General features: G+C 43.7%; 16 protein-coding genes. 7 read left to right on the top strand and 9 right to left on the bottom strand.

The genetic code is table 11. The annotated features are described in order from the left end of the window. Positions 1 to 253 precede the first annotated feature (253 nt). The 3 genes from GYX26_RS08920 (at position 254) to GYX26_RS08930 (ending at position 5,946) form a co-directional block, all read left to right on the top strand. Positions 254 to 4,084, top strand: coding sequence for a DUF3683 domain-containing protein (locus GYX26_RS08920; RefSeq protein WP_174828949.1), 3,831 nt, complete (start codon positions 254 to 256; stop codon positions 4,082 to 4,084). A gap of 136 nt (positions 4,085 to 4,220) precedes the next feature. Next, positions 4,221 to 5,303, top strand: a complete 1,083-nt coding sequence (locus GYX26_RS08925; RefSeq protein WP_174828950.1) for a DUF262 domain-containing protein — start codon at positions 4,221 to 4,223, stop codon at positions 5,301 to 5,303. Then, positions 5,290 to 5,946, top strand: a complete 657-nt coding sequence (locus tag GYX26_RS08930; protein WP_174828951.1) for an MAE_28990/MAE_18760 family HEPN-like nuclease — start codon at positions 5,290 to 5,292, stop codon at positions 5,944 to 5,946. The genes GYX26_RS08925 and GYX26_RS08930 overlap by 14 nt, the downstream gene beginning before the upstream one ends. Here GYX26_RS08930 and GYX26_RS08935 read toward each other — a convergent pair. Next, positions 5,930 to 7,192, bottom strand: coding sequence for an N-6 DNA methylase (locus GYX26_RS08935; RefSeq protein WP_174828952.1), 1,263 nt, complete (start codon positions 7,190 to 7,192; stop codon positions 5,930 to 5,932). The two genes, GYX26_RS08930 and GYX26_RS08935, sit on opposite strands and share 17 nt — an antisense overlap. 229 nt (positions 7,193 to 7,421) lie before the next feature. Beyond that, positions 7,422 to 7,793 carry a hypothetical protein gene (locus GYX26_RS08940; RefSeq protein ID WP_174828953.1) on the bottom strand — a complete coding sequence of 124 codons (372 nt, stop codon included), beginning with the start codon at positions 7,791 to 7,793 and terminating at the stop codon, positions 7,422 to 7,424. 180 nt (positions 7,794 to 7,973) lie between these two features. Here GYX26_RS08940 and GYX26_RS08945 point away from each other — a divergent pair, with 180 nt between their 5' ends. Further along, a complete protein-coding gene (locus GYX26_RS08945; RefSeq protein WP_174828954.1) occupies positions 7,974 to 8,150 on the top strand; it encodes a hypothetical protein in 177 nt (58 codons plus the stop codon). Positions 8,151 to 8,397: 247 nt separating this feature from the next. Here the strand turns inward: GYX26_RS08945 and GYX26_RS08950 are convergent, their stop codons facing one another. From GYX26_RS08950 to GYX26_RS08960, 3 genes are all read right to left on the bottom strand, one after another. Further along, the gene (locus GYX26_RS08950; protein ID WP_174828955.1) at positions 8,398 to 9,324 is read right to left on the bottom strand and encodes a hypothetical protein; all 927 of its coding nucleotides are present in this window, start codon (positions 9,322 to 9,324) and stop codon (positions 8,398 to 8,400) included. A gap of 297 nt (positions 9,325 to 9,621) precedes the next feature. Next, the gene (locus tag GYX26_RS08955; protein WP_174828956.1) at positions 9,622 to 11,838 is read right to left on the bottom strand and encodes a cation-translocating P-type ATPase; all 2,217 of its coding nucleotides are present in this window, start codon (positions 11,836 to 11,838) and stop codon (positions 9,622 to 9,624) included. 38 nt (positions 11,839 to 11,876) lie between these two features. After that, positions 11,877 to 12,083, bottom strand: a complete 207-nt coding sequence (locus GYX26_RS08960; protein ID WP_174828957.1) for a heavy-metal-associated domain-containing protein — start codon at positions 12,081 to 12,083, stop codon at positions 11,877 to 11,879. A 114-nt stretch (positions 12,084 to 12,197) separates the two neighbouring features. Here GYX26_RS08960 and GYX26_RS08965 point away from each other — a divergent pair, with 114 nt between their 5' ends. From GYX26_RS08965 to waaA, 3 genes are all read left to right on the top strand, one after another. Then, the gene (locus GYX26_RS08965; protein WP_174828958.1) at positions 12,198 to 12,605 is read left to right on the top strand and encodes a MerR family DNA-binding protein; all 408 of its coding nucleotides are present in this window, start codon (positions 12,198 to 12,200) and stop codon (positions 12,603 to 12,605) included. Between the two features lie 126 nt (positions 12,606 to 12,731). Further along, positions 12,732 to 16,211: a chromosome segregation protein SMC gene (gene smc, locus GYX26_RS08970; protein WP_174828976.1), complete on the top strand. Its 3,480-nt coding sequence runs from the start codon at positions 12,732 to 12,734 to the stop codon at positions 16,209 to 16,211. A 149-nt stretch (positions 16,212 to 16,360) separates the two neighbouring features. Next, complete coding sequence (gene waaA / locus GYX26_RS08975; protein ID WP_174828959.1) at positions 16,361 to 17,656, top strand: lipid IV(A) 3-deoxy-D-manno-octulosonic acid transferase; 1,296 nt, start codon at positions 16,361 to 16,363, stop codon at positions 17,654 to 17,656. A 356-nt stretch (positions 17,657 to 18,012) separates the two neighbouring features. Here waaA and GYX26_RS08980 read toward each other — a convergent pair whose 3' ends face one another. The 4 genes from GYX26_RS08980 to GYX26_RS08995 all read right to left on the bottom strand — a co-directional run bounded on the left by GYX26_RS08980 (position 18,013) and on the right by GYX26_RS08995 (position 21,888). Next, positions 18,013 to 19,440: a sulfatase-like hydrolase/transferase gene (locus GYX26_RS08980; protein WP_174828960.1), complete on the bottom strand. Its 1,428-nt coding sequence runs from the start codon at positions 19,438 to 19,440 to the stop codon at positions 18,013 to 18,015. 197 nt (positions 19,441 to 19,637) lie between these two features. After that, on the bottom strand, positions 19,638 to 20,087 hold the full coding sequence (locus GYX26_RS08985; RefSeq protein WP_174828961.1) for a pilin: 450 nt from the start codon (positions 20,085 to 20,087) through the stop codon (positions 19,638 to 19,640). Positions 20,088 to 20,265: 178 nt separating this feature from the next. After that, positions 20,266 to 20,712, bottom strand: a complete 447-nt coding sequence (locus tag GYX26_RS08990) for a pilin (RefSeq protein WP_194240720.1) — start codon at positions 20,710 to 20,712, stop codon at positions 20,266 to 20,268. Positions 20,713 to 21,081: 369 nt separating this feature from the next. Next, entirely contained in the window at positions 21,082 to 21,888 is an 807-nt protein-coding gene (locus tag GYX26_RS08995; protein ID WP_174828962.1) for a hypothetical protein, read from the bottom strand. Positions 21,889 to 21,979: the final 91 nt, after the last annotated feature.

Consider the following 21,979-nt stretch of genomic DNA (forward strand, 5'->3'; position numbering starts at 1 on the left):
AAAAAACTAAAGGGCTAATTACTTCATGCTCACCAGCAAAAACATATCTATAGGCCTCACAACAGTTATCCCTTTGACAACTGCGTATATGAAACAAAATACCATCAAACCAGCAGATTTTTCCATTGCCACCACTGCCGTTTTCACCTAAATTGTCACAAGACAAAACTGCGAAAAGTAAAGTTAATCAGTTAAAATACCCCACTCATAGCCCTACCAATTTAACGCCAGCAGAGCGGAACGGAACACATCAATGAGCACACAAGCCAGTCAGCGTATACGCGAAATCCCCTACAACTACACCTCCTATTCCGACCGGGAAATAGTCATCCGCCTACTCGGCAGCCATTCATGGGATTTACTGCAACAACTGCGCGGACAAAGACGTACCGGCCGCTCAGCGCGCATGCTGTTTGAAATACTGGGCGACATCTGGGCAGTCATCCGCAACCCCTATCTCATCGACGACCTGCTCGAACACCAACAACGCCAGCAGGCACTGGTTAAAGAAATGCGCCACCGCCTGCACGAAATCCAGAAACGGCGCGACAACAACCAGCAAGTTGCCCAACTGATGGAAAGTACCGAACAGGCCATCAACGATTTTGACAGCAGCTTCGGCAAAACCCGCAACAAACGCGAACAGGTATTCAACCGTCTGCGCAAAATCACCCACAAAGACAACATCATGTTTGACGGGCTGGCACGCGTTACCCATGTTACCGATGCCACCGACTGGCGTATCGAATATCCATTTGTGGTTATCAATCCAGACCACGAAAAAGAAATTGCCCCACTGGTACGCGCCCTGATTGAACTCGAACTCACCATCATCCCGCGTGGCGGTGGCACCGGCTATACAGGCGGCGCCATACCCATGGATGCCATGAGTGCCGTAATCAACACCGAAAAACTCGACCAGTACAGCCCGGTAGCCTTACAGCAACTGCCCGGACTGGAAGGCACCCACCCCATTATTACCTGTGGTGCCGGCGTCGTTACCCGCCGCGTAGAAGAAGCCGCTACCGCAGCCGGCTGGGTATTTGCCGTCGATCCCACCTCCGCCGATGCCTGCTGTATCGGCGGCAACATAGCCATGAATGCCGGTGGTAAAAAAGCCGTACTATGGGGCACAACCCTCGACAATCTGGCATGGTGGAAAATGGTCAACCCACAGGGTCAGTGGCTGAAAATCGAGCGCGTACGTCACAACTTTGGCAAAATTCACGACGAAACCACCGCCATCTTCGACATACACACACTAGATGACGACGGCTATTCCATTATCAAAACCGAGCGCCTCGAAGTACCCGGCCAGCGATTCCGGAAAGTAGGCCTGGGCAAAGACGTTACCGACAAATTCCTTGCCGGCGTACCCGGTGTGCAAAAAGAAGGTACCGACGGCATCATAACTTCTGCCGCCTTCGTACTGCACCGCATGCCCAAATACACCCGTACCATATGTATGGAATTTTTTGGCACCGTAGCCAACGCCACCCCGTCCATTGTCGAAGTACGCAACTACATGCTCAACCACCCAAGCGTCAAACTGGCGGGGCTGGAGCATCTGGACTGGCGTTATGTACGCGCCGTCGGCTACGCCACCAAGGCCGCCGGCAAAGGCCGCCCGAAAATGGTTTTACTTGCCGACATCGTTGCCGACGACGAAAACGAAGTACAGGCCGCCGCTGCCCATATCGTACGGCTGGCCAATGCCCGCTGTGGAGAAGGCTTTATCGCCGTTACCCCCGAAGCACGCAAAACTTTCTGGCTCGACCGTTCCCGTACCGCCGCCATTGCCCGCCATACCAACGCCTTTAAAATCAACGAAGACGTCGTTATCCCGCTGGAACAGCTTGGCAGCTACTCCGATGGCATCGAACGCATCAACATCGAACTGTCCATCCAGAACAAACTGGCCTTGTGTGCCGCCATCATCGACTACCTGCAAACCAAACTGCCGGTAGACAAGCTCGGCACCGACCTGCCCAGCACCGAATTACTCGGCTCACGCAAACAGCATGCACTGAATCACGTTACCGGCATCCAAACCCGCTGGACATGGCTGCTCAACCACCTTGATGCCCCGCTGGCCGACTACCTCAAACAGTTCCCGCAAAAACTTGAAGACAACGAACCGGCAGGCGACCAAAGCTGCTTTATCGCCATGCGCGACTTCCACCTGCGTGTATCCGTAAAACGCGACATCATGCAGCCGCTGGCAGAAATTTTCAGTGGCAAAACCGATACCCTGATTCTGGAAAAACTCGACCAAATCCACCGCCACATCATCCGCGGCCGCGTCTTCGTCGCCCTGCACATGCATGCCGGTGATGGCAACGTCCACACCAACATACCGGTAAACTCCGACGACTACGACATGCTGCAAACCGCCCACCACGCCGTAGACCGCATCATGGCACTGGCACGCAGCCTGAACGGCGTTATTTCCGGCGAACACGGCATCGGCATTACCAAAATCAACTACCTCACCGCAGCCGAAATGCAGCCCTACTGGGACTACAAACAACAGGTAGACCCGCACGGCCATTTCAACCGCGGCAAACTGATGCCCGGTGCCAACCTCGACAAAGCCTACACCCCATCCTTTGAGCTGCTGGGCGTAGAATCCCTGATTATGGAGCAATCCGAACTAGGCAAAATCGCCCATGCCATCAAAGACTGCCTGCGCTGCGGCAAATGCAAACCCGTATGCAGCACCCACGTACCGCGCGCCAACCTGCTCTACTCCCCACGCAACAAAATCCTCGGCGTAGGCCTGCTTACCGAAGCCTTCCTGTACGAAGAACAGACCCGCCGCGGCGTGTCCCTGAAACACTTCGACGAACTCAACAGCGTGGCCGACCACTGCACCGTATGCCACCGCTGCATCAAGCCCTGTCCAGTAAAAATTGATTTCGGCGACGTAACCGTAGCCATGCGCAACTACCTGCGCAAGGCCGGTAAAAAGAAATTCAACCCCACCGTCTACATGGGCATGGCTTTCCTCAACGCCACCGACCCAAGAACCATCAAAGCCCTGCGTCAGAGTGTAATCAAAATCGGCTTCAGATTGCAAAACTGGGGCTATGAAATGGGCAAACACTTCAGCCTTGGCTGGCTCAAACGCCAGAAAACTGCCCCGCGTGCCACCACCGGCAAACCAGAAATCCGCGAGCAAGTTGTCCACTTCATCAACCGCCCGTTACCGCGCCACATACCAATTAAAACCGCCCGCGCATTGCTGAATATCGAAGACAACACCACCGTACCGATTATCCGCAATCCGCAGGTAAGCGAAGAAGCCGAAGCCGTCTTCTACTTCCCCGGCTGTGGCTCCGAACGCCTGTTTAGCCAGATTGGTCTGGCCACACAAGCCATGCTGTGGCATGTAGGCGTACAAACCGTACTACCACCGGGCTACCTCTGCTGCGGCTACCCGCAAACCGCCGGCGGCAACAAAGACAAAGGTGACCAAATCACCATGGATAACCGCGTCCTGTTCCACCGCGTAGCCAATACCCTTAACTATCTGGACATCAAAACCGTAGTTGTAAGCTGCGGCACCTGCTACGACCAGCTTACAGATTACCATTTCGATAAAATTTTCCCCGGCTGCCGTATACTCGACATCCACGAATACCTGCTGGAAAAAGGCCTGAAACTGGACGGCATCAAAGGCCAGCAATACCTGTACCACGACCCCTGCCACACACCAATCAAAACCAACCAGCCAATCAAAGTAGTTAACGAGCTGATGGGACAAAACGTGCCCCTGTCCGACCGCTGCTGCGGCGAATCCGGCATGTTTGCCGTCAACCGCCCCGATATCGCCACACAAGTACGCTTCCGTAAACAGAAAGAAATCGAAAAAGGCAAAACCAAACTGCCGCAGGGCGAACCGGTAAAAATCCTCACCAGCTGCCCCGCCTGCCTGCAAGGCCTCAGCCGCTACAGCGATGACACCAATATCAAAGCAGATTATGTGGTGATTGAAATGGCCAAGCATATACTGGGTGAAAACTGGCAGGAAGAGTTTGTGCAAAAAGCCAGTAATGGGGGGATTGAAAAAGTGTTGTTGTAAAAAACCTAGATAGATGTTGAAACAATTAATCTATAGGTTTTAATTTGATGTATTTAAGATATAAATATATGATAACAATCTGGTATTTAGACTCAGAAAAAGCCTAACCACAATTGCGTTTTATTGAAAGATATATATGTCATTAAATAAAGAAATTGAAAGTGCACGTTTAAAAATTCACACAGATTCCTATCCAATGTCGATTGGGGAATTGGCAAATTTATATGATGACAATGAACTAGATATCAATCCAGAATTCCAACGATTATATCGTTGGAATAGTACTCAAAAATCCCGTTTAATTGAGTCTATCTTTTTAGGTATTCCATTACCCTCTATTTTTGTTTCACAACGCGATGATGGCATATGGGATGTGGTGGATGGTTTACAACGAATTGCTACAATTTTAGCATTTATGGGTAAATTAAAAGACAACATAGATTCAGAAAAAAATTTTTTTAGAGCTGAAAAAACCAAATATTTACCTAGCCTAGGAGGTAAAACATGGAGAGAACTTGAACCAGAATTACAAAGAATCTTTAAACGAGAAAAAGTCGATATTAAAATTATTAAACGTGAAAGCGAGCCAAATGCTAAATTCGAACTATTTCAAAGATTAAATACTGGTGGTTCTGGACTTACAGACCAAGAAATTCGGAACTGCTTATTGATTATGGTTAATAAAAAAGCTTTTAACTATATTAAAGGACTATCCAGAAATTCTGATTTTCTTGCAACTATGCCTATTTCCGATAAACAAAGTGAAGAAGCGCTTTACGAAGAATATGTTGTTCGCTATTTTATCCAGTTGCATCCAGATATATCTTTACGAAAATCACATGATAATATTGGGCCATATTTCGATGAAGAAGTTGTTCGTTTATTTAATACAGAATTTCAATATGAAGATGAACAAAAACTATTTGAACAGACATTCCAAATTATAAATCAATCACTTGGTGAAGATGCATTTAAAAAATTTCACAGTAAAGAAGAAAAATACAAAGGGCCAGTTTCTACCCCAATGTTTGAAGTTTTAACTATTATCATAGCCAATAAAATCAGATCAGGTGAAACAGTTACCCCGGATAATGTTATGGATTTTTCAAAAAAGGCATCTAATGAAGTTAATGCAATTCCAAGTACTACACGCCCTATCTCAAAAATGGATAAAACCTTGAATATAGCAAAAAAATTATTAAATAATGGCCAAAATTAATTCTCTTGCTCATTTACAAGATGCTCTAGATAGAGACTTTGCATGGCGTAAAAAAGAAATAAGCGATTTAAAAATTCAGTGTGAAATTGCTCCCCAAAATATCATCATGCATAAATCTGCTATTTTATTGATTTATGCTCATTGGGAGGGCTTTATTAAAAATGCCGCAAAAAATTATTTAGAATTCTTAAATAACCAAAAACTTTTATGCAAGGATATGCAAGAAAACTTTTTAATATTACATTTAGGTGGTGTTTTTCGAGAAGAATTAAATTACAAAAACTTTTCTCATAGAGGTAAGATACTAACAGAATTTAATAATTCATTAACTTGTAAATTTAAAGTTTGTACTGATAAAACTATTAATACTAATAGTAATTTAAAATCTGAAAATTTTAAATTAATTTTAGAACAACTTGGTATTCCTAAACATAGGTTTGAATTGAAATTTCAAATAATCGATGAAAAACTTTTACAATATAGAAATGCTATAGCTCATGGTGAAACAAGGCCTAATTCAGATATCTGTTCAGTAGTAAGTGACATAAAAGATGTAATCGTAGAGTTATTAAATGAATTTCATTCGCAAATACTTACCGCAGCAGAAGAAAAGAGATATTTAAAAATTAAAACAGAGGAATAGATTTAATTACATTTACTGTTAAATGTCTTAATCTGATTCTTTCATTTAAATATTTATTAACAAAATCTGAAGCTAATAATTCCATTACTTTTATACAATCTTGTAATTTACCTGATTTTGGTTTAAGAACAATTAAATGATTTTCAACAGCAACTGCTTTGTCTTCAACGTTGATTATTGCCGCTGCTGCTCTATATAAATCAGAAGGACTTGATGTTCTTTTAACAACGACAAAAGGGGGGGCAATAACACGCCCTCTAAAACGACGTTTTTCGTCAATATTATTAATTTCACTCCAATTAATTACGTTTTTAGCATGCAAATAGGGATATTCACATCCAATTTCAGGGTCTCGATAATGAACCAATGGACCAATACAAACATTAAACTCATCGGCCAATATTACTGCAGCAGATATTTTCTGATGCCATTTAATATTGCCTTTATTTTCAACTTTAAAACCAGATAATACAAAAACATCAACATCAGCCTGCTTATTAAAACGCCCCCATACTTCACATATTCCCGAAATTTTTTCTGCAATGCTTGAACGAAAATTCTCATACCTGCTACCTGAACGTAAAACGTCTGGTAAAACAGCACTAATACAACAGTCTAAATTTACCAAATTAATGAAGTGTTCAAAGACTATACCAGCAGCATTAACTTTACCTTTTTTCCATATACCTGTTTCAGGTGAAGGCCATAAGTTAAAAGGCGGGTTCATAATTAAATGGGTTACTGATTCAAGTTCATCAGGCTGAACATTCATAACGTCTTTAAGCTTTATATTTTTTAGATAATCCAATGCTTCTACAACGCTGCAGTCTAATTTGCATCCACGTAATAGTGCTTCTATGATAAGACGCAACTTACACGACTCTACAAATGTTTTGTGAATGTCAAACCCCCATAAAACACGTCCCCATTTTTTCAAAGTTTCTGATAATTGTTTTTCAATATCTAATTTTCGTGAACATTCAATTAGAAGATTACCAATACCACAAGTTGGATCAAGCACTACAGAAGAGGATGTTATAGGTTGCTTTAAAGAATCAACGACTAAAGTTGCTAAGTTCTGTCCAGTAAAAAAAGCTCCCGCAGAATAAATTTCTTCTTTACTCAGATAGTTTCTAAGTAGTCCATCACTGATATCCAGATTAACCGCGTCATGCATATTCTGATTAATAAGCATTGCCTCTATCAATTTTTTTAAATATTGATTATATTCAGCAAATTTATTCATTTCAGACTACTGCTTAATTTAATTTGAAATTATATCATAAAGGATAAAAATAAATCAGTAACACTCCTTTAATAAAAAAATTTATTTAGCATTTTATAAATTTATGATTTATTTAAATTATTAAAAGAAAATACAAAATAAAAGCTTTTATTACTATTAAACTCTACTAGGTACAAAAAACACCTATAGCTCTAACAGCCATAGGCGTTTTATGCCGACTACCGCTTTTTCAGCGATAACAGCCAACAATAATCTTGCTGCTGCTTTCAATAGTGCTAATACTGGTTTTCAGGCTGGAAAGCAGTGTATTGAGTATGCCGGCAAATTGGAGCATATCCTGATTCTCCAGCAGCAAGGTTTGGCTGGGGATATGCAGGCGTTCGAGCAGGAGTTTGCCTAATGTGCTGGTGAGAAAATCAATATTGTAGCTGGTACTCTCACAATATTCGATGATGGTGTTAAGCTCATGCTGTTTGAGCATTTGAGCTTTTTCTGAGGGGCTGTGTTTTTTGTCCTGAATAATGGCCAGTTCTCTGGCCTGTTCGAGCAGCAAGGCGGGGCTGTTGCTTAGGCTGGCGGCAATAAATTGTTGCTGATTCATTGTGCACCTCGGCATTGGTTTGCTATTTGGCACAATGATGATATTTGCTGTTGTATGGTTTGGCTAGCAGCCAAGCATTGACTTGCTTTATTTTTGGTTTTACTTGCAATTGGTTGTAATTGGGATAGTAGTGATAGATGCGGAAGTTTACAGCATTGGACAAGCTGCTGGATTGCTTTCATGTTGGTAGCCTTTCATACTAAGTCTAAAAAAGCCCACGTTCATGCTGTCAAACATGGTAAGGGGCAGACAAATGGCAGGGTTGACAGACTGGCTAGTATGAACCAGCAGGTACAAGACCTCCCCACCATTGTCCACCATAGAAGACGTACCAATGGAGCAGGAATCAGACAATAAAGCCGCGCAATAAAATATTGGCGGTGTTGTCCGTCATACTAAAACAGTCTGTCAAAACTGGCCGCGCTATTGAACGCCGCAAAGATATTTTGCGGTTTAATTATGGATGTGTCAATAAGCTGACAATGCTACCATACTGAATACTGGTGATTTATACAGCTAATGGATTCGTATTAATTTGTTTTCAATTGTATGCTTCTTATGCGTAAAAGGTTATGCAGCAATTTATCATTAAGAAATCTACTATTTATTTATGCATATCTGAATCATGCCAGTTATCAAATCCGCTACCCGACGGAATATAGGCTATTTCACTACTGATATCTTCTATATATGCAATGTCTTTTTCTTTCAGATTAGTTTTAGTAGTTATTAGTAAACGAGTGCCTTCTATACTAGTCCTACTATCTATATATTTGATCTGAAAAAGATTATATTTAAAAAAAAGTACAGGATTGATTAACAGCATTTTGCTATGACAATAAACCAGCATCAATCCCAGCATACCAATTACATACATAAACATGTATTTTGCATTTAAAGACGATTCAAATAGTAGTGTAAATACAGCATATGATATTAGATATACAAACCCCCAACTGTCCATTTTTTGCTCAAATTCTGATTTTTTTTCATTTTCTTTATCCGGTTTTTTTTGCCATATCCGAATTATCCACGGTGTATGCTTTCTATCTAATTTAACTTCTGCATCTGTTTGGATATCTTTCTTGGCTTTTTTGAGCAATGGCCAGTAATAAAATATAAGTATCAATAGCAATGCAAAAAAAAGAACAAATGGTAGCTTTGATTTTGTATTGTTAAAAATTTCACAATAAAAACCAAAAATAACGATTAATATTGAGGGATCAACCATGATTGTTTTTTTTATCTGCAAAATTGTTACTTTATTCTGGAAATACTCTTTTTTATAGCTTAGTTTTTTCAGATAAGAATAAGTATTAAGGCTACCAATCACCGCAAGAAATAGCAGAATGGTAGCTAAGCCAAAATAGTGCAGATAAGTATGAGTGATATAGTCTGCATTCCAGCTAGTCCAGCTCAGATAGTTGCTATATTCGCAAAATTGCCAGATTGAAAGGCATAGAAACATCGGTGTATAAGCTGTAAGAAACAATCCGATACGTGTTGTAAGTTTAAGCCCGTATGTACTCATGTCTTTCCTCTTCTAAATTAAACGTTCACTTTGGCCATCAATATGTCAGGTTGATTTAATATAGCTTCTATAAATTTAACGCTAATTTAATATAAATTATATTATATTTTCTTACACATAAAAACATTTATTAGAATTTACTTTTTTGGCTAAATCTTTGTATCGGACATACTAGTAAAAATTTATCTGGTTAAAATCTGGCTTGTTTTATAGATAGCGCTTTGGCGATTTTATAGATAACTGGCTGCTGGCAGACTATATGCCTGTCTGCCAGCAGCCAGAAAGAAATGTGTATGGTCAAATCAATCTGCTTTTACGCAATCGCAAAGCATTGAGTAATACTGAGATGGAGCTCATCGCCATAGCTGCGCCGGCGATAACCGGGCTAAGCCAGCCAATGGCGGCCAGCGGGATACCAAGAATATTGTAGAAAAAAGCAAAAAACAGGTTTTGTTTAACCACGCGTACGGTGGCATGGGCTAAGGCAAGGGCATCGGCTACTTGGGTTACGGAATGGCGCATCAGGGTGGCAGAAGCGGTATTGGTGGCGACATCTGCGCCGCCATACATGGCAAAGCTAACATCGGCTGCGGCCAGTGCTGGCGCGTCGTTAATGCCATCGCCAACCATGGCAACTACTTTGCCTTGCTGCATCAGCAGGTGTACTGCTTCTGCTTTAGCGCGCGGATTCATTTGTGCCTGATAATGGCTGATGCCCAGTTGTTTGGCGATGTGTTCGACTACGCTGTGCTGGTCACCACTCATGATTTGGATGTCGATATGCTGTCGCTGTAGACGCTGAATAGCGCTGACGCTATCTTCTTTTAGTGCATCAGCTATGGCAAATGCACCGGCTATTTTTTCATTGATGGCCACGACTACGATGCTGGCAATCTGCCAGACTTCCTGTTCCATCAGCTCCTGCGGGATGCTGAAACCGCAATAGGCCGGATTGCCCACTTTGATATTGCCGTAACCAGCTATCTGTGCCTGTGTTCCCTGCCCGATATCGCTATGGCTGTTACTGGCGGTTAATGCAGGCAGTTGCTGCTGTTGCGCTGCCTGTATGATGGCCTGTGCCAGTGGGTGGGTAGTAAGCTGTTCTACGGCAGCGGCCAGTTGCAGAATTTTCTGGCTATTCAAGTTACTGTCGGGAGCACGCCATTGTGCAATAATTTGTGGTTTGCCATTGGTAAGGGTGCCGGTTTTATCCAGTACAACGGTAGTTACCTGACTGCTGCGCTCAAGTGAAGCGGCATCTTTAAACCATACGCCATAACGTGCTGAGCGTCCCATGCCCACCATCATGGCTGCGGGTGTGGCCAGCCCCAATGCACATGGACAGGCAATAACCAGTACGGCTACGCCACGGGTTATTGCTTGGTTAAAATCGCTGCTAAGCCAGTAGTTGAGGATAAAGGTTAATACGGCGATGGCAACCACTGTGGGCACAAATACCATGGATACTTTGTCGGCCAGCCGCGCTATTGGTGCTTTGCTGCCCTGCGCCTGTGCCAGTGCCTGCATCATATCGCCCAGCAGGGTTTGGCTGCCGAGGGTTTGTGCCTGATAGGTAATGCTGCCGTTACTAAGCAGCGCGCCGGCCAGAACTTTATCACCAGTCTGTTTTAATAATGGTTTGGATTCGCCGGTGAGATAGCTTTCGTCACACCACGCTTGGCCACTGGATACGATGCCATCGGCTGCAATGCGATTGCCGGTGTTGGTTTGCAGGATATCGCCCGCCTGTATCTGGCTCAGTGGTACTTGCTGCCAGCCATTAGCCGTTTGTTTGCGTACCATTTTTGGGGTAAGTTGCAGCAGCATGCTCATGCTGTTGAGACTTTGTTTTTTGGTGCGCTGTTCGAGATATTTACCCAGCGACACAAAGGCAATTACCATTACGCTGGCTTCAAAATAAATATACTGGTGTGCATGATTATGCTGGTTAAACAGCATTACGCTGGAGTAAAGCCAGATGGCTATTGTGCCCAGAGACACAAGTACGTCCATATTGGCTACGCCGCCCTGTAGGGATTTGATGGCGCTATTGTAAAATGGCCATGCGAAGCCAAGCTGGATAATGGATGCCAGTATAAACTGCCATAATGGTGGCAGCATCCACTGCTGCCCCAGTAACATGCCCAGCATGCCAATGATAAATGGAATAGCAATTAGCCAGATTATTACTAACCGCCATGATATGCCGGCATGCTCACCAGACCGGGCATCGGCCAGTGCTTCGATATTGGTACTGCTGGCTGGTGTAGCCTTAAAACCGGTTTTAGCCACCATCTGCACGATATCGTTTGCATTTAGAAGTTTGCTGTCAAAACGGGTTTGTAATTCATCGCTGGCGAAATTAACATCGGCGGCAATAATGCCCTGTTGCCGGCGCAATACTTTTTCAATGCGGTTAGCACAGGCCTGACAGTCCATGCCTTCAATGGCAAAGCGCGCTGTTGCGGTTGTGTTAGCGGTTGTGTTAGCGGTTGTATGCTGATTTTCGTTCATTGTCTGTCCTTGGCCTGTGCACCGTACTTGCCTGATGGCTAAACTACATCAAAGCCGGCTGCTTCTACAGCGGCTTTAAGGGTCTCTACATTGGTAAGGCTGTCATCAAAGCCAATATCGGCAATGCTGGTGGCAAAATTAACCGCCACTGTTTCTACGCCCGGGCTGCCCTGTAGTGCTGCTGTGACACTTTTAGCACAGCCTTCGCAGCTCATGCCGTCAATTTTGAACTGAACCATTTGCATTTTTGCCTCCTTATGGTTTGGATTGAATCAAAAATCTACAAAATAAAGCTTAAACCTTAACGCTGTGATAAAGTCAAATTTTAATTCGGATTTACAGTATTTTCTTAATGCGCTATGAATATTAGTACAGCAGAAAAATTATCCGGTTTATCCAGTAAAACAATCCGGGATTATGAGGCCGCCGGTTTAGTCCGGCCGCTGCGTCAGCGCAATGGTTACCGCAGTTACAGCGAAGCAGATATTGCTACTTTGTGTTTTATTAAACATGCGCGTGAAGTGGATTTTTCACTGGCACAAATTGCCGAGCTACTGGCGTTACGCAATAATCCCCAACGTGCCAGTGCGGATGTCAAGGTACTGGTTGGCGAGCATATCCAGCGCCTGAACCAGAAAATCACTGATTTGAGCAGTATGAAGGATACGCTGGAAAACTGGTATAACTGCTGCGGTGGCAATGCCTCACCTCACTGTGCCATTATTGACGGGCTGAATAAACACGGCTGTGCCCGCAGCAGTGATTAAGGCCGCTCGTTATTAGCCGTATTGAAGTGTGATAAGCTGTTATACCTTGTAACTAAAACTGTCTTTTTGTTTAAAACCGGCTAAAATAGTCGCTTTTTGGCACTTTTGCCTGCGTTTATTGTTGCTATGCGTCTCACCCACATCAAGCTTTCCGGCTTTAAATCATTTGTTGACCCCACTACGATTGCAGTACCGGGCAGGCTGGTTGCTGTCATCGGGCCGAATGGCTGTGGTAAAAGCAATGTGATAGATGCGGTACGCTGGGTGCTGGGTGAAGCTTCGGCCAGACAACTGCGCGGTGAAAGTATGCAGGATGTGATTTTCAATGGCGCCAATACCCGCCGCCCGGCTCCGCGCGCCAGTGTGGAACTGGTGTTTGATAACAGTGACGGCCAGCTTCAGGGCGCATGGGGACAATATGCCGAAGTGGCGATAAAACGCCAGCTTACTCGTCAGGGTGATTCCACTTACTACATTAATAATCAGGTCGTGCGCCGTCGCGATATTACCGACCTGTTTCTTGGTACTGGTGTAGGCGCCCGTGGCTATGCGGTGATTGAGCAGGGCATGATTTCGCGCATTATTGAAGCACGGCCGGAAGAACTGCGCGCTCATATTGAAGAAGCCGCCGGTGTATCCAAATACAAGGAACGCCGGCGTGAAACTGAAAACCGGCTGGCCGATACGCGCGAACATTTACAACGACTGGCCGATTTACAAAGTGAGCTGGATCGTCAGGTAGAAAAATTACAGCGGCAGGCTAATACTGCCCGGCGCTATCAGGAGCTGAAAGCCCAGATAGCTGATAAACAGGATTTATTTGATTACAGCCAGTGGCAACAGGCACTACATCAGGCCGACAGTGCTACGCTTCTGTATCAGCAGCATGGCAATGCACAGGAAACGCTCCAGCAGCAATTAGAGGCACTGGAAGAAACGCTGCAACAATTACGCCAGCAGGAGCAGCAACAACAGCAGCAGGTACGCGAAGCAGAAATGCAGCGCGCCAGTCTGCGTGAACAATGGGCACGACTGGAAGAACAAATTCGCCACCGGCGTGACTGGCAGCAGCGCATTGCACGTGAGCAGGCACAGGCTCAAGCCGAACTGCAACGACTGTATAATGAAGACCAGCAGCAGCAGGAACAGCTCGAAACAGCTACTATGCAACTGGAAGAACAGCAGCTACAGCGCGAAGAATGGGCACTACAGGCAGCGGAGCATGAAGCGCGTATGCCTGAGCTGGAAGAACTGGCACATCTAGGTGAACGCACCCGCCAGAATCAACAAAATGAGCTGGCGCGGCTGGAGCGTGAGCTGGCGATTAAGCAACAGCAGCAACAGCATGCAGCTGGCAGCATCACCCAGTTGCAGCAACGCCAGCAGCGTCTGGAAGAAGAACTGGCACAACTAGCCTTACCGCAAAACGAAGAACTGCAACATGCGCAGGAAACTGTGGCGGAGCTGGAGCAGGTCGTGTCCACACTAGAAGAAAACCTGCTGCAATATGAACAGCAGCGTGAAAGCGCACAGCAAGCACTTATTCTGGCACAGCAGCAGCACCGGCAACTGGACAAACAGCAGCTCACACTAAGCGCACAGGTAGAAACATTGACTGCTATGCTCCCGCAGGCTGAGCGCAGCAGCGTAGCAGGCGTTACTGATACGGATATCCCATTGCTATGGCAGCATATGCAGGTTGCACCAGCATGGCAGCACGCCACCAGCGTGGTTCTCGGCTATAAACTACAGGCACAGTATACAGAACAGTTAATGCTGGCCGATATCCAGCCCGAACAGACAACAGTATGGGTGAATCAGGCTGATGATGCAGAAAAACAGCCCCTTGCTCCTAATGCCCTGTTGCAGCATATAGAAGTACAGGCACCTTTTACTCAGGCCATACATTATTGGCTTGGGCAGGTATGGTGTGCTGAAACACTCGAAGCTGCCCTGCTCCTGCAAACTGACTTACAGCCACATCAGCTAATTATCACACCGGAAGGTCACTGTGTTGATGCGGTTAGTGTCACTTTATATACCGAAGATAATGGCATCAGCCTGCTGCAACAGCAGCAGCAACTGTGTGAGCAGCAGCAGGCACTGGCTGCGCTGGAAAAACCATTACAACAGGCAGCAGAAGCGATGCAACTGGCACAGCGTAATCTGGAAAATACTGAAGCCCAGCTAAATCAATGCCAGCAGCAGCTGAAACAGCAGCAACAGCACTGGCAAACCGCCTCAGCTCAAGCCACTGAATTATTGGCACGCACCAGTCAGGGGCAGTTACGGCGTGAGCATATTCAGCAGGAAAGCGCGCAGATAAGCAGCGAAATGACCCAACAGCAGCAGGTGCAGCAACAGACTCAAGCCGATGCAGAAAATCTGACTCTGGCTATTGAGCAGTTGCGCCCGCAGTTACAGGATCACACTGCCAGCCAGCAAAATCAGCAGCAGACATTAAAACAAAGCCAGCTGGCCTTACTGGAAGCACGACGGCAACAGGGGCTGGTGGAAATGGCCATTGTGCGTCTGCAACAGTGCATCCAGAATTCCACTCAGGAACGCCAGCGCATTGCCCGCGACACCGAACGCTGGCAGGAACGCCAGAGTGAGCTGGCTCTGGGTATTGCTGAGCAGGAAATGGACGATGAGCAGACCCTGCAAACCGAAGAGCTGAATGCGCAGATTGATGTGGCCAGTGAGCTGTGTGCAGCCGCACAGCAACAGCTACAGCAGCTTCAACAGCAACTACAACAGGCGCAGCAGCAACAGCATACCCTCAATAGCCGCTTACCGCAGTTACAGGCTGATACCCAGACAGCCCTATTACAGCAACAGGAAGCCTTGCTCAATGCCAGACGCTTTCATGAAACTCTCCAGCAGAATAATGCCAATCTGGATGCATTGGCTGAGCAGTTTACCCAGTCAGCTCAGGCAGCACCGGAGCTAAGCCAACAAATCGCCGCACTGGCACAGAAAATCAACGCACTGGGTGCAGTTAATCTGGCTGCATTACAGGAACTGGAAGAAGCGCACGAGCGCGCCGAGTATTATCAGAAACAAACAACTGATGTACAGGCAGCCATTGCCCTGCTGGAAGAGGCCATCAGTACCATTGATGAAGAAACCAAAACCCGCTTTAAAACCACTTTTGATGCAGTAAACGAAAAAGTACAAAGCTATTTCCCTACCCTGTTTGGCGGTGGTGAAGCGCGGCTGGATATGGTGGGCGATGATTTACTCAGCGCTGGCGTATCCATCATGGCACGCCCGCCCGGCAAGAAAAACAGCACCATTCATCTGCTTTCCGGTGGTGAGAAAGCTCTAACCGCCATGAGTCTGGTGTTTGCCCTGTTCAGCCTTAATCCGGCACCATTCTGTCTGCTGGATGAGGTAGATGCACCGCTGGATGATGCCAATACCAGCCGCTTCTGTAGCCTGGTACAACAAATGTCGGCACAAACCCAGTTTGTCTATATTTCGCATAACCGCCTAACCATGGAAATGGCTGAGCAACTGGTAGGCGTAACCATGCAGGAAAAAGGGGTGTCGCGCATTGTTGAAGTGAATATCCGTCAGGCACTGGATATGGCAGAAGCGTAAACACAAACAGACAAGCCAGCATCTTGATAAGCAGCCCACTCACCAATATATCTACGCTGCTGGTTATACTTCCCGACAATGATTACCACTAATCAAGCCGAATTTTTAATTTATAATCGCCGTGAAACAGGCTTCTACAGTTAATGCATATGTTCCTGAACCTTTTATATCAATTTTTATGGCTGCTCGCCCCACCTTTTTTACGCAGATATCTGCGCCGGCGAGCCAAGCTGGCACCAGCTTATGCACTCAACTGGCCTGAACGTTTTGGCAAGCCCTATCCAAACCCGGTAAAACGTGCAATCTGGATTCACGTGGTTTCTGTGGGTGAAACCCGCGCTTCGTTACAATTTATCCGCGCCCTGCAAGGTTTTTTTCCAGATACGCCGCTGTTAATGACCCAAACTACGCCTACCGGCCGGGCTACCGCACAACATTTTTTCCCTGAAGCACAATGCCGCTATCTGCCCTACGATAAAAAATCATGGGTCAGCCAGTTTCTCCGCGAACACCAGCCTTTATTCGGTGTTTTAATGGAAACAGAAATCTGGCCTAATCTGATCAGTGTCTGTGCCCGGAATCATATCCCCCTGTTTATGGCCAATGCACGTTTATCAGAAAAATCTCTGCACGGTTATCTGAAAGTGCGCTCACTGGTTGCACCACCACTGGCTACGCTGACCGGTTGCTATGCACAAACCGATGCCGATGCCCGGCGGTTAAATAAAATTGGTGCCGCCAATATACAGGTCTGCGGCAATACCAAATACGATATATCGCCGCCAGCAGACATGTATGCATTGGCACAGACATTTAAACAGCGCATTGGCAACCGGCCAGTAGTAGTTTGCGCCAGCACTCGTTTTTACCACGGTACAGACGAAGTACAATTACTGCTGGACGCATGGGCGAAACAAAAGTTTGGCAATACTTTGCTGGTAATCATCCCCCGCCACACAGAACGTTTTCAGCCAGCTTGCGAATATGCCGAAAAATTGAATTTTATTACCCAGAAACGCAGTGATAATCAGGATATTGCAGAAAAAACGCAAATATGGATTGGCGACAGTATCGGCGAACTCTTTGCCTACTACCTGTGTGCCGATATTGCTTTTGTAGGCGGCAGTCTGGTTGATAGTGGCTGCCATAACATTGTTGAACCCATTGCCTGCAAACTCCCTACCCTGTTTGGCCCATCTACCTATAACTTTGCCGATGCCGCCCCCAAAGCAGTTGCAGCCGGTGCTGCACAGCAAATTCAGTCAGCCGATGAGTGGGCAACCACAACCCTGGCTTTACTTGCCAATCCGCAACAAAGGCAACGCATGTCGGATAGTGCAGAAATTTTTATTCAGCAACATCAGGGAGCAAGCCAACGAATGGCACAGGCAATATATAAAAAATTGAATAATAGTAAACTTAAAAATACTTTAATAGACAACTAATTGATAATGTATAGCTTTATTATTAATCAAAATAGCCATTAGTATAAGCAAAATATTGCCAAAATATTAATTAAGAGTAAACAGCTTTATCTTTAAGCGTTTGAAGTAATTTTATACCACAATAACTGGGTATAATCACGCAATATTCTTTAAATAAACAATATACATAAAATCAATTGATCATTATTTTTCCGTATTACAGTAAAAATAAGCCTTTAAGATTATCAATACACTATCATATTAAAAATATAAGAATTTCCAGAAAGTACAAGCTATTTAATGATTCTTATTCAAGCTAAAAAGCCGAATAAATAAATTTATTCGGCTTTTTCTATTCTTGTTTACAATCGATTTAATTAATGCACGCGTACATGAATAAATGGGACAGAATCTGGTTTAAAACTATCTTTATATTTATCCAGCATAATCGGTGGACTATGATCCCCCACAATCACAATTTCCGTATCTTTAAAACCTCCGGCCTTGATTTCATCAGCTAAAGCTCTAAAGAACTGGTGTTGTAAATTCAGATTGCGACACGCTTCCTGTCTACCTTCAAACAGTGGTTGCTTACAATCGTAAGCATAACTGAGAATATCCCGCTTATCATACGGATGATGAGAATTTAAAGTTAACCAGTAAACAAATGATTTATCTGTTGCAGATTTATTCGCTGCAGAAACATCATGTACCACATTAAAATCACAGGCTCCAGCAAAAGAGAAGCAACGCTGAATATTACTGAGTTTTGGATAAAAATGTGTATGGTTCAAGCCCATGTAAGGATACCAGTCTTTACGATTATACATCTTTGCAAATGAAGCATGGAAAGACTGTATATTATAGCCTTGTTGTTGCAATTTATTTGGTACGCACTGCTTAAATTTATCCCATGGCCCAAGTGAAAAATTGGAGCTTTTGGCTTTTAAATCACATAATTCACGGATTTCACCCATAATTGTACTATGCAAAGCTGGATTTTCGCCTTGAGCAACTAATTGTACATTTGCAACATCCAACAGAGGTGCCACTACAGAAACATTTATCGAACCATGATCAGGAGTGAATACCCCCCATGATTCATTTAAAACAAATAATATTTTTTTCGGTGGATGCTGCATATCAATCTGCTTTTGCAGTACACCACCATGCGGCCAATCATAAAAGTCCGGCTTTACTGTTCCTAGCCAGAAAAATTCCATGTTAAATCTGCGATTTTGAATGACCTCATAATAACTCCCCCACCAACCTACAGTCTGATAACGATCAGAAAGATCGACCCCACGATAATCATAAAAGAACGCTGAAAACACCAAATACAACAATGCCATTGGCACAATCATCTTTACCGATGCCAGACGTACAACAAATTTCAGGATTAAAAATAAACTTAGAATCAGATTACAGACGAATAGCGCAATAAACTGCCAGTATAATTTCGGAGCCTCCGGTATAAAATAGAGTAATTCAACAAATTCAGCCAGATTATCATAGTGATAAAACTGCTTAACCCAATACAGAATATCAAAAATATAAATACCTGTATAAGCAATGGTGAATAATATCAATGACCAGCGTCTGCGCAAGCATAATAATGGCAGAATCCATACATATTCCAACACAATTATATAGCGCTGCGAGTGAACCTGCATATTTGCTAGCCAGAAAAAGCCATTATTTAATAACAGATACAATGCAAGCAAAAGCCATAAACGCAGTGGCAGATACTGTTTTATTAATTTTACGATTCGAGTAAATATTGGAAAGTGTGCTACAAGATTCATATTTAAAACACTCTAGATCAAATTCTAATTCTATTAATTCAGTTGAATTTAATAGCCAGCACGTTCAAAAGCAACGGGATTCAGTACATCAACTTTGCTTCTCAATCTCCAGACATGAGCAATCAATGTATCATTCACTTTTTCTTAATATAGAAAAGCCACCCCAAGGTGGCTTTTTATTAAAATCAAATTAAGAATTACAGATATGCTTTAGGGATGTATTTATCATCCATAGTAGTACCAGTAGTTTTCTTTAATGAACCATTTTTCAAGACAGCTAATATCAGTTTTTTATCTTTAATAGCAGCAGAAACGCCACTATTTTTTACTGTATACTCAATTGTACAACCTGTTTCACCCATAGCAGAAGTAGTAGATGTCATTGTTACAGTGTTGCCCCCAATTTTAGCTGTACCATACTTCCCTACTTGCTCATCAATACCGGCATTACCTGTTTTACACACGCTATTTTGCATATTATCAACAATCTGTGTTTTCAGGCCAGCTGCAAGGCTAGATGCCTCAGCAGCTTGGGAACGTGCAATGTAGTCAGAGTATGCAGGTACTGCAATAGCAGCCAGAATACCAATAATCGCAATAACGATCATCAATTCAATTAATGTAAAACCTTTTTGCAATGCTTTCATTTCAATCTCCTTGTTTAAAAAACTGTGCAAGAGTTACAGAATGTATGCAGCAATTAGCGTGCCAAAATTTATTCTTCCATTAAACAAACAAAAATTAACCATATTTATATTTATTTAATAAATATGGGTTTAATGATTAGACGCAATTAGGGATAACCCCTCTAATTAACATAAAGCTTTACATAAACGCTTCCGGTATATACCTATCAGGGATGTCAGAAGTGGGATTTTTACGTAATGAACCATTTTTCAGTACTTCTAAAACAATTTTGGTATTGGCGATAAACGGAGACACATGAGTATTATTAACCTGATACGTAATCATACAACCCGTCTCTGAATAAACCGATGTGCCTGAATTGTGTACTGGCGCACCGCCAATTATCGCTACTCCATATCTACCGTTTTGTACATCAGCACTGCTGTTTAAAGTATTAGCAGAAACACAGCTATTGCTTTGCAGATTGTCAAAAATCTGTATTTTCATATTTTCGGCCAGAGTAGACACTTCAGCAACCTGAGAGCGGGCGACAAATTCAGCGTATGTTGCTACCCCAAAACCGGCTAATATACTGATAATGGCAATAACAAGCATCAATTCAAGCAAGGTAAACCCTTTTTGCAAAGTATTTATACTCCTATGTGCATACTGAGCGTTACAGCTGATAATCATAAAAATAAGCAATCGACATACTATAAATCCAGATTATATATCTGTTTATTTTTTATTACATTTAAATTTATGATGAATATTTGAAGAGTTATATAAATATATTTGAATTTAAAGAGTATTTCCCTATTTTATTATTCCATATCCTGCAATAGCATTATTTTACTTCATAGGCTTCAGCAAGATTCTAGTTAGCTGTTTATATAATAAATTATCAATTCCAATTGATAACCTACAGTTTTGCCAATGATTAAACTGATTTTCCATCCATATATTTAATGATACCAATAAGTAATCGTTTATCTCTGTCATCAGAAACCTTTATTACAAATAATACTGCTGCATATACGCCCATACTGCGGCCAGCATGGCCAGCTGGGTAGCTATGTGTCCCCGCCCTGCTTCGACATTAATGTAATCAATCTGTTGCTGTGCCGCCCACACAGACAAAGAACCATCGTCGTGAACGAATTGATTGTTCTGCAAAACCACATTGAAGTTACGGCTGGCCAGAAAATTAAACGCTTGCTGGGTGGTCACATAGAAAAAATCGTGCGCGTCGCTGTTTGGGTTGATGGCAATCTGACTCATCGCCTGTGCCATTGAAGCACCAGGCATGTAGTTACGCACCGACAGGCCATTCAAATGATTGTTATGTACTGCAACGATAAAATGGGTATGGATCAGATACTGGTTTAGAAAATTGTTGGCAATCTGACTTAGCTGCTCTTGAGCCAGAGTGCAGTTGCCCTGACGACATTTCAGTGCACCCTGGCGTCCCTTTGGAGTAAAAATTCTATTTGGATCAAATTGATAGCTTACCTGACTATTTTGTATGCTGACTTCTCGGTTACCCCCATGGCGAAAATCCAGTAAACAGCCTTGCTGGATTTGCCTTAGCGCATGCAAGGCGGTCTGGCGCGCGGTTTCTTCATTATCATGTACGTGTATCCATACAATATTTGGCCATGGTGCGCCTGCACAGATTTGAGTAACCGGTAACACCATTACCGGGTTATCAGAAACAGGAATATCTGAAGCTAAAATTTCAGCATAGATAGGTAGTGAGCTTACAAATAATAACAACATGGCAATGCATGGATAGAGATAGACCGTTATTTTTTTCTTCATAATGATTATTATCTGTTTTAATTGAATTTTATCTATTCTCCTGCATGCTACGATGGATTGCCAGTTTTTCTCTCTTTACCTTAGCCAGTAC

The organism is Snodgrassella sp. ESL0253, from assembly GCF_013344965.1.
Taxonomy (GTDB): domain Bacteria; phylum Pseudomonadota; class Gammaproteobacteria; order Burkholderiales; family Neisseriaceae; genus Snodgrassella; species Snodgrassella alvi_B.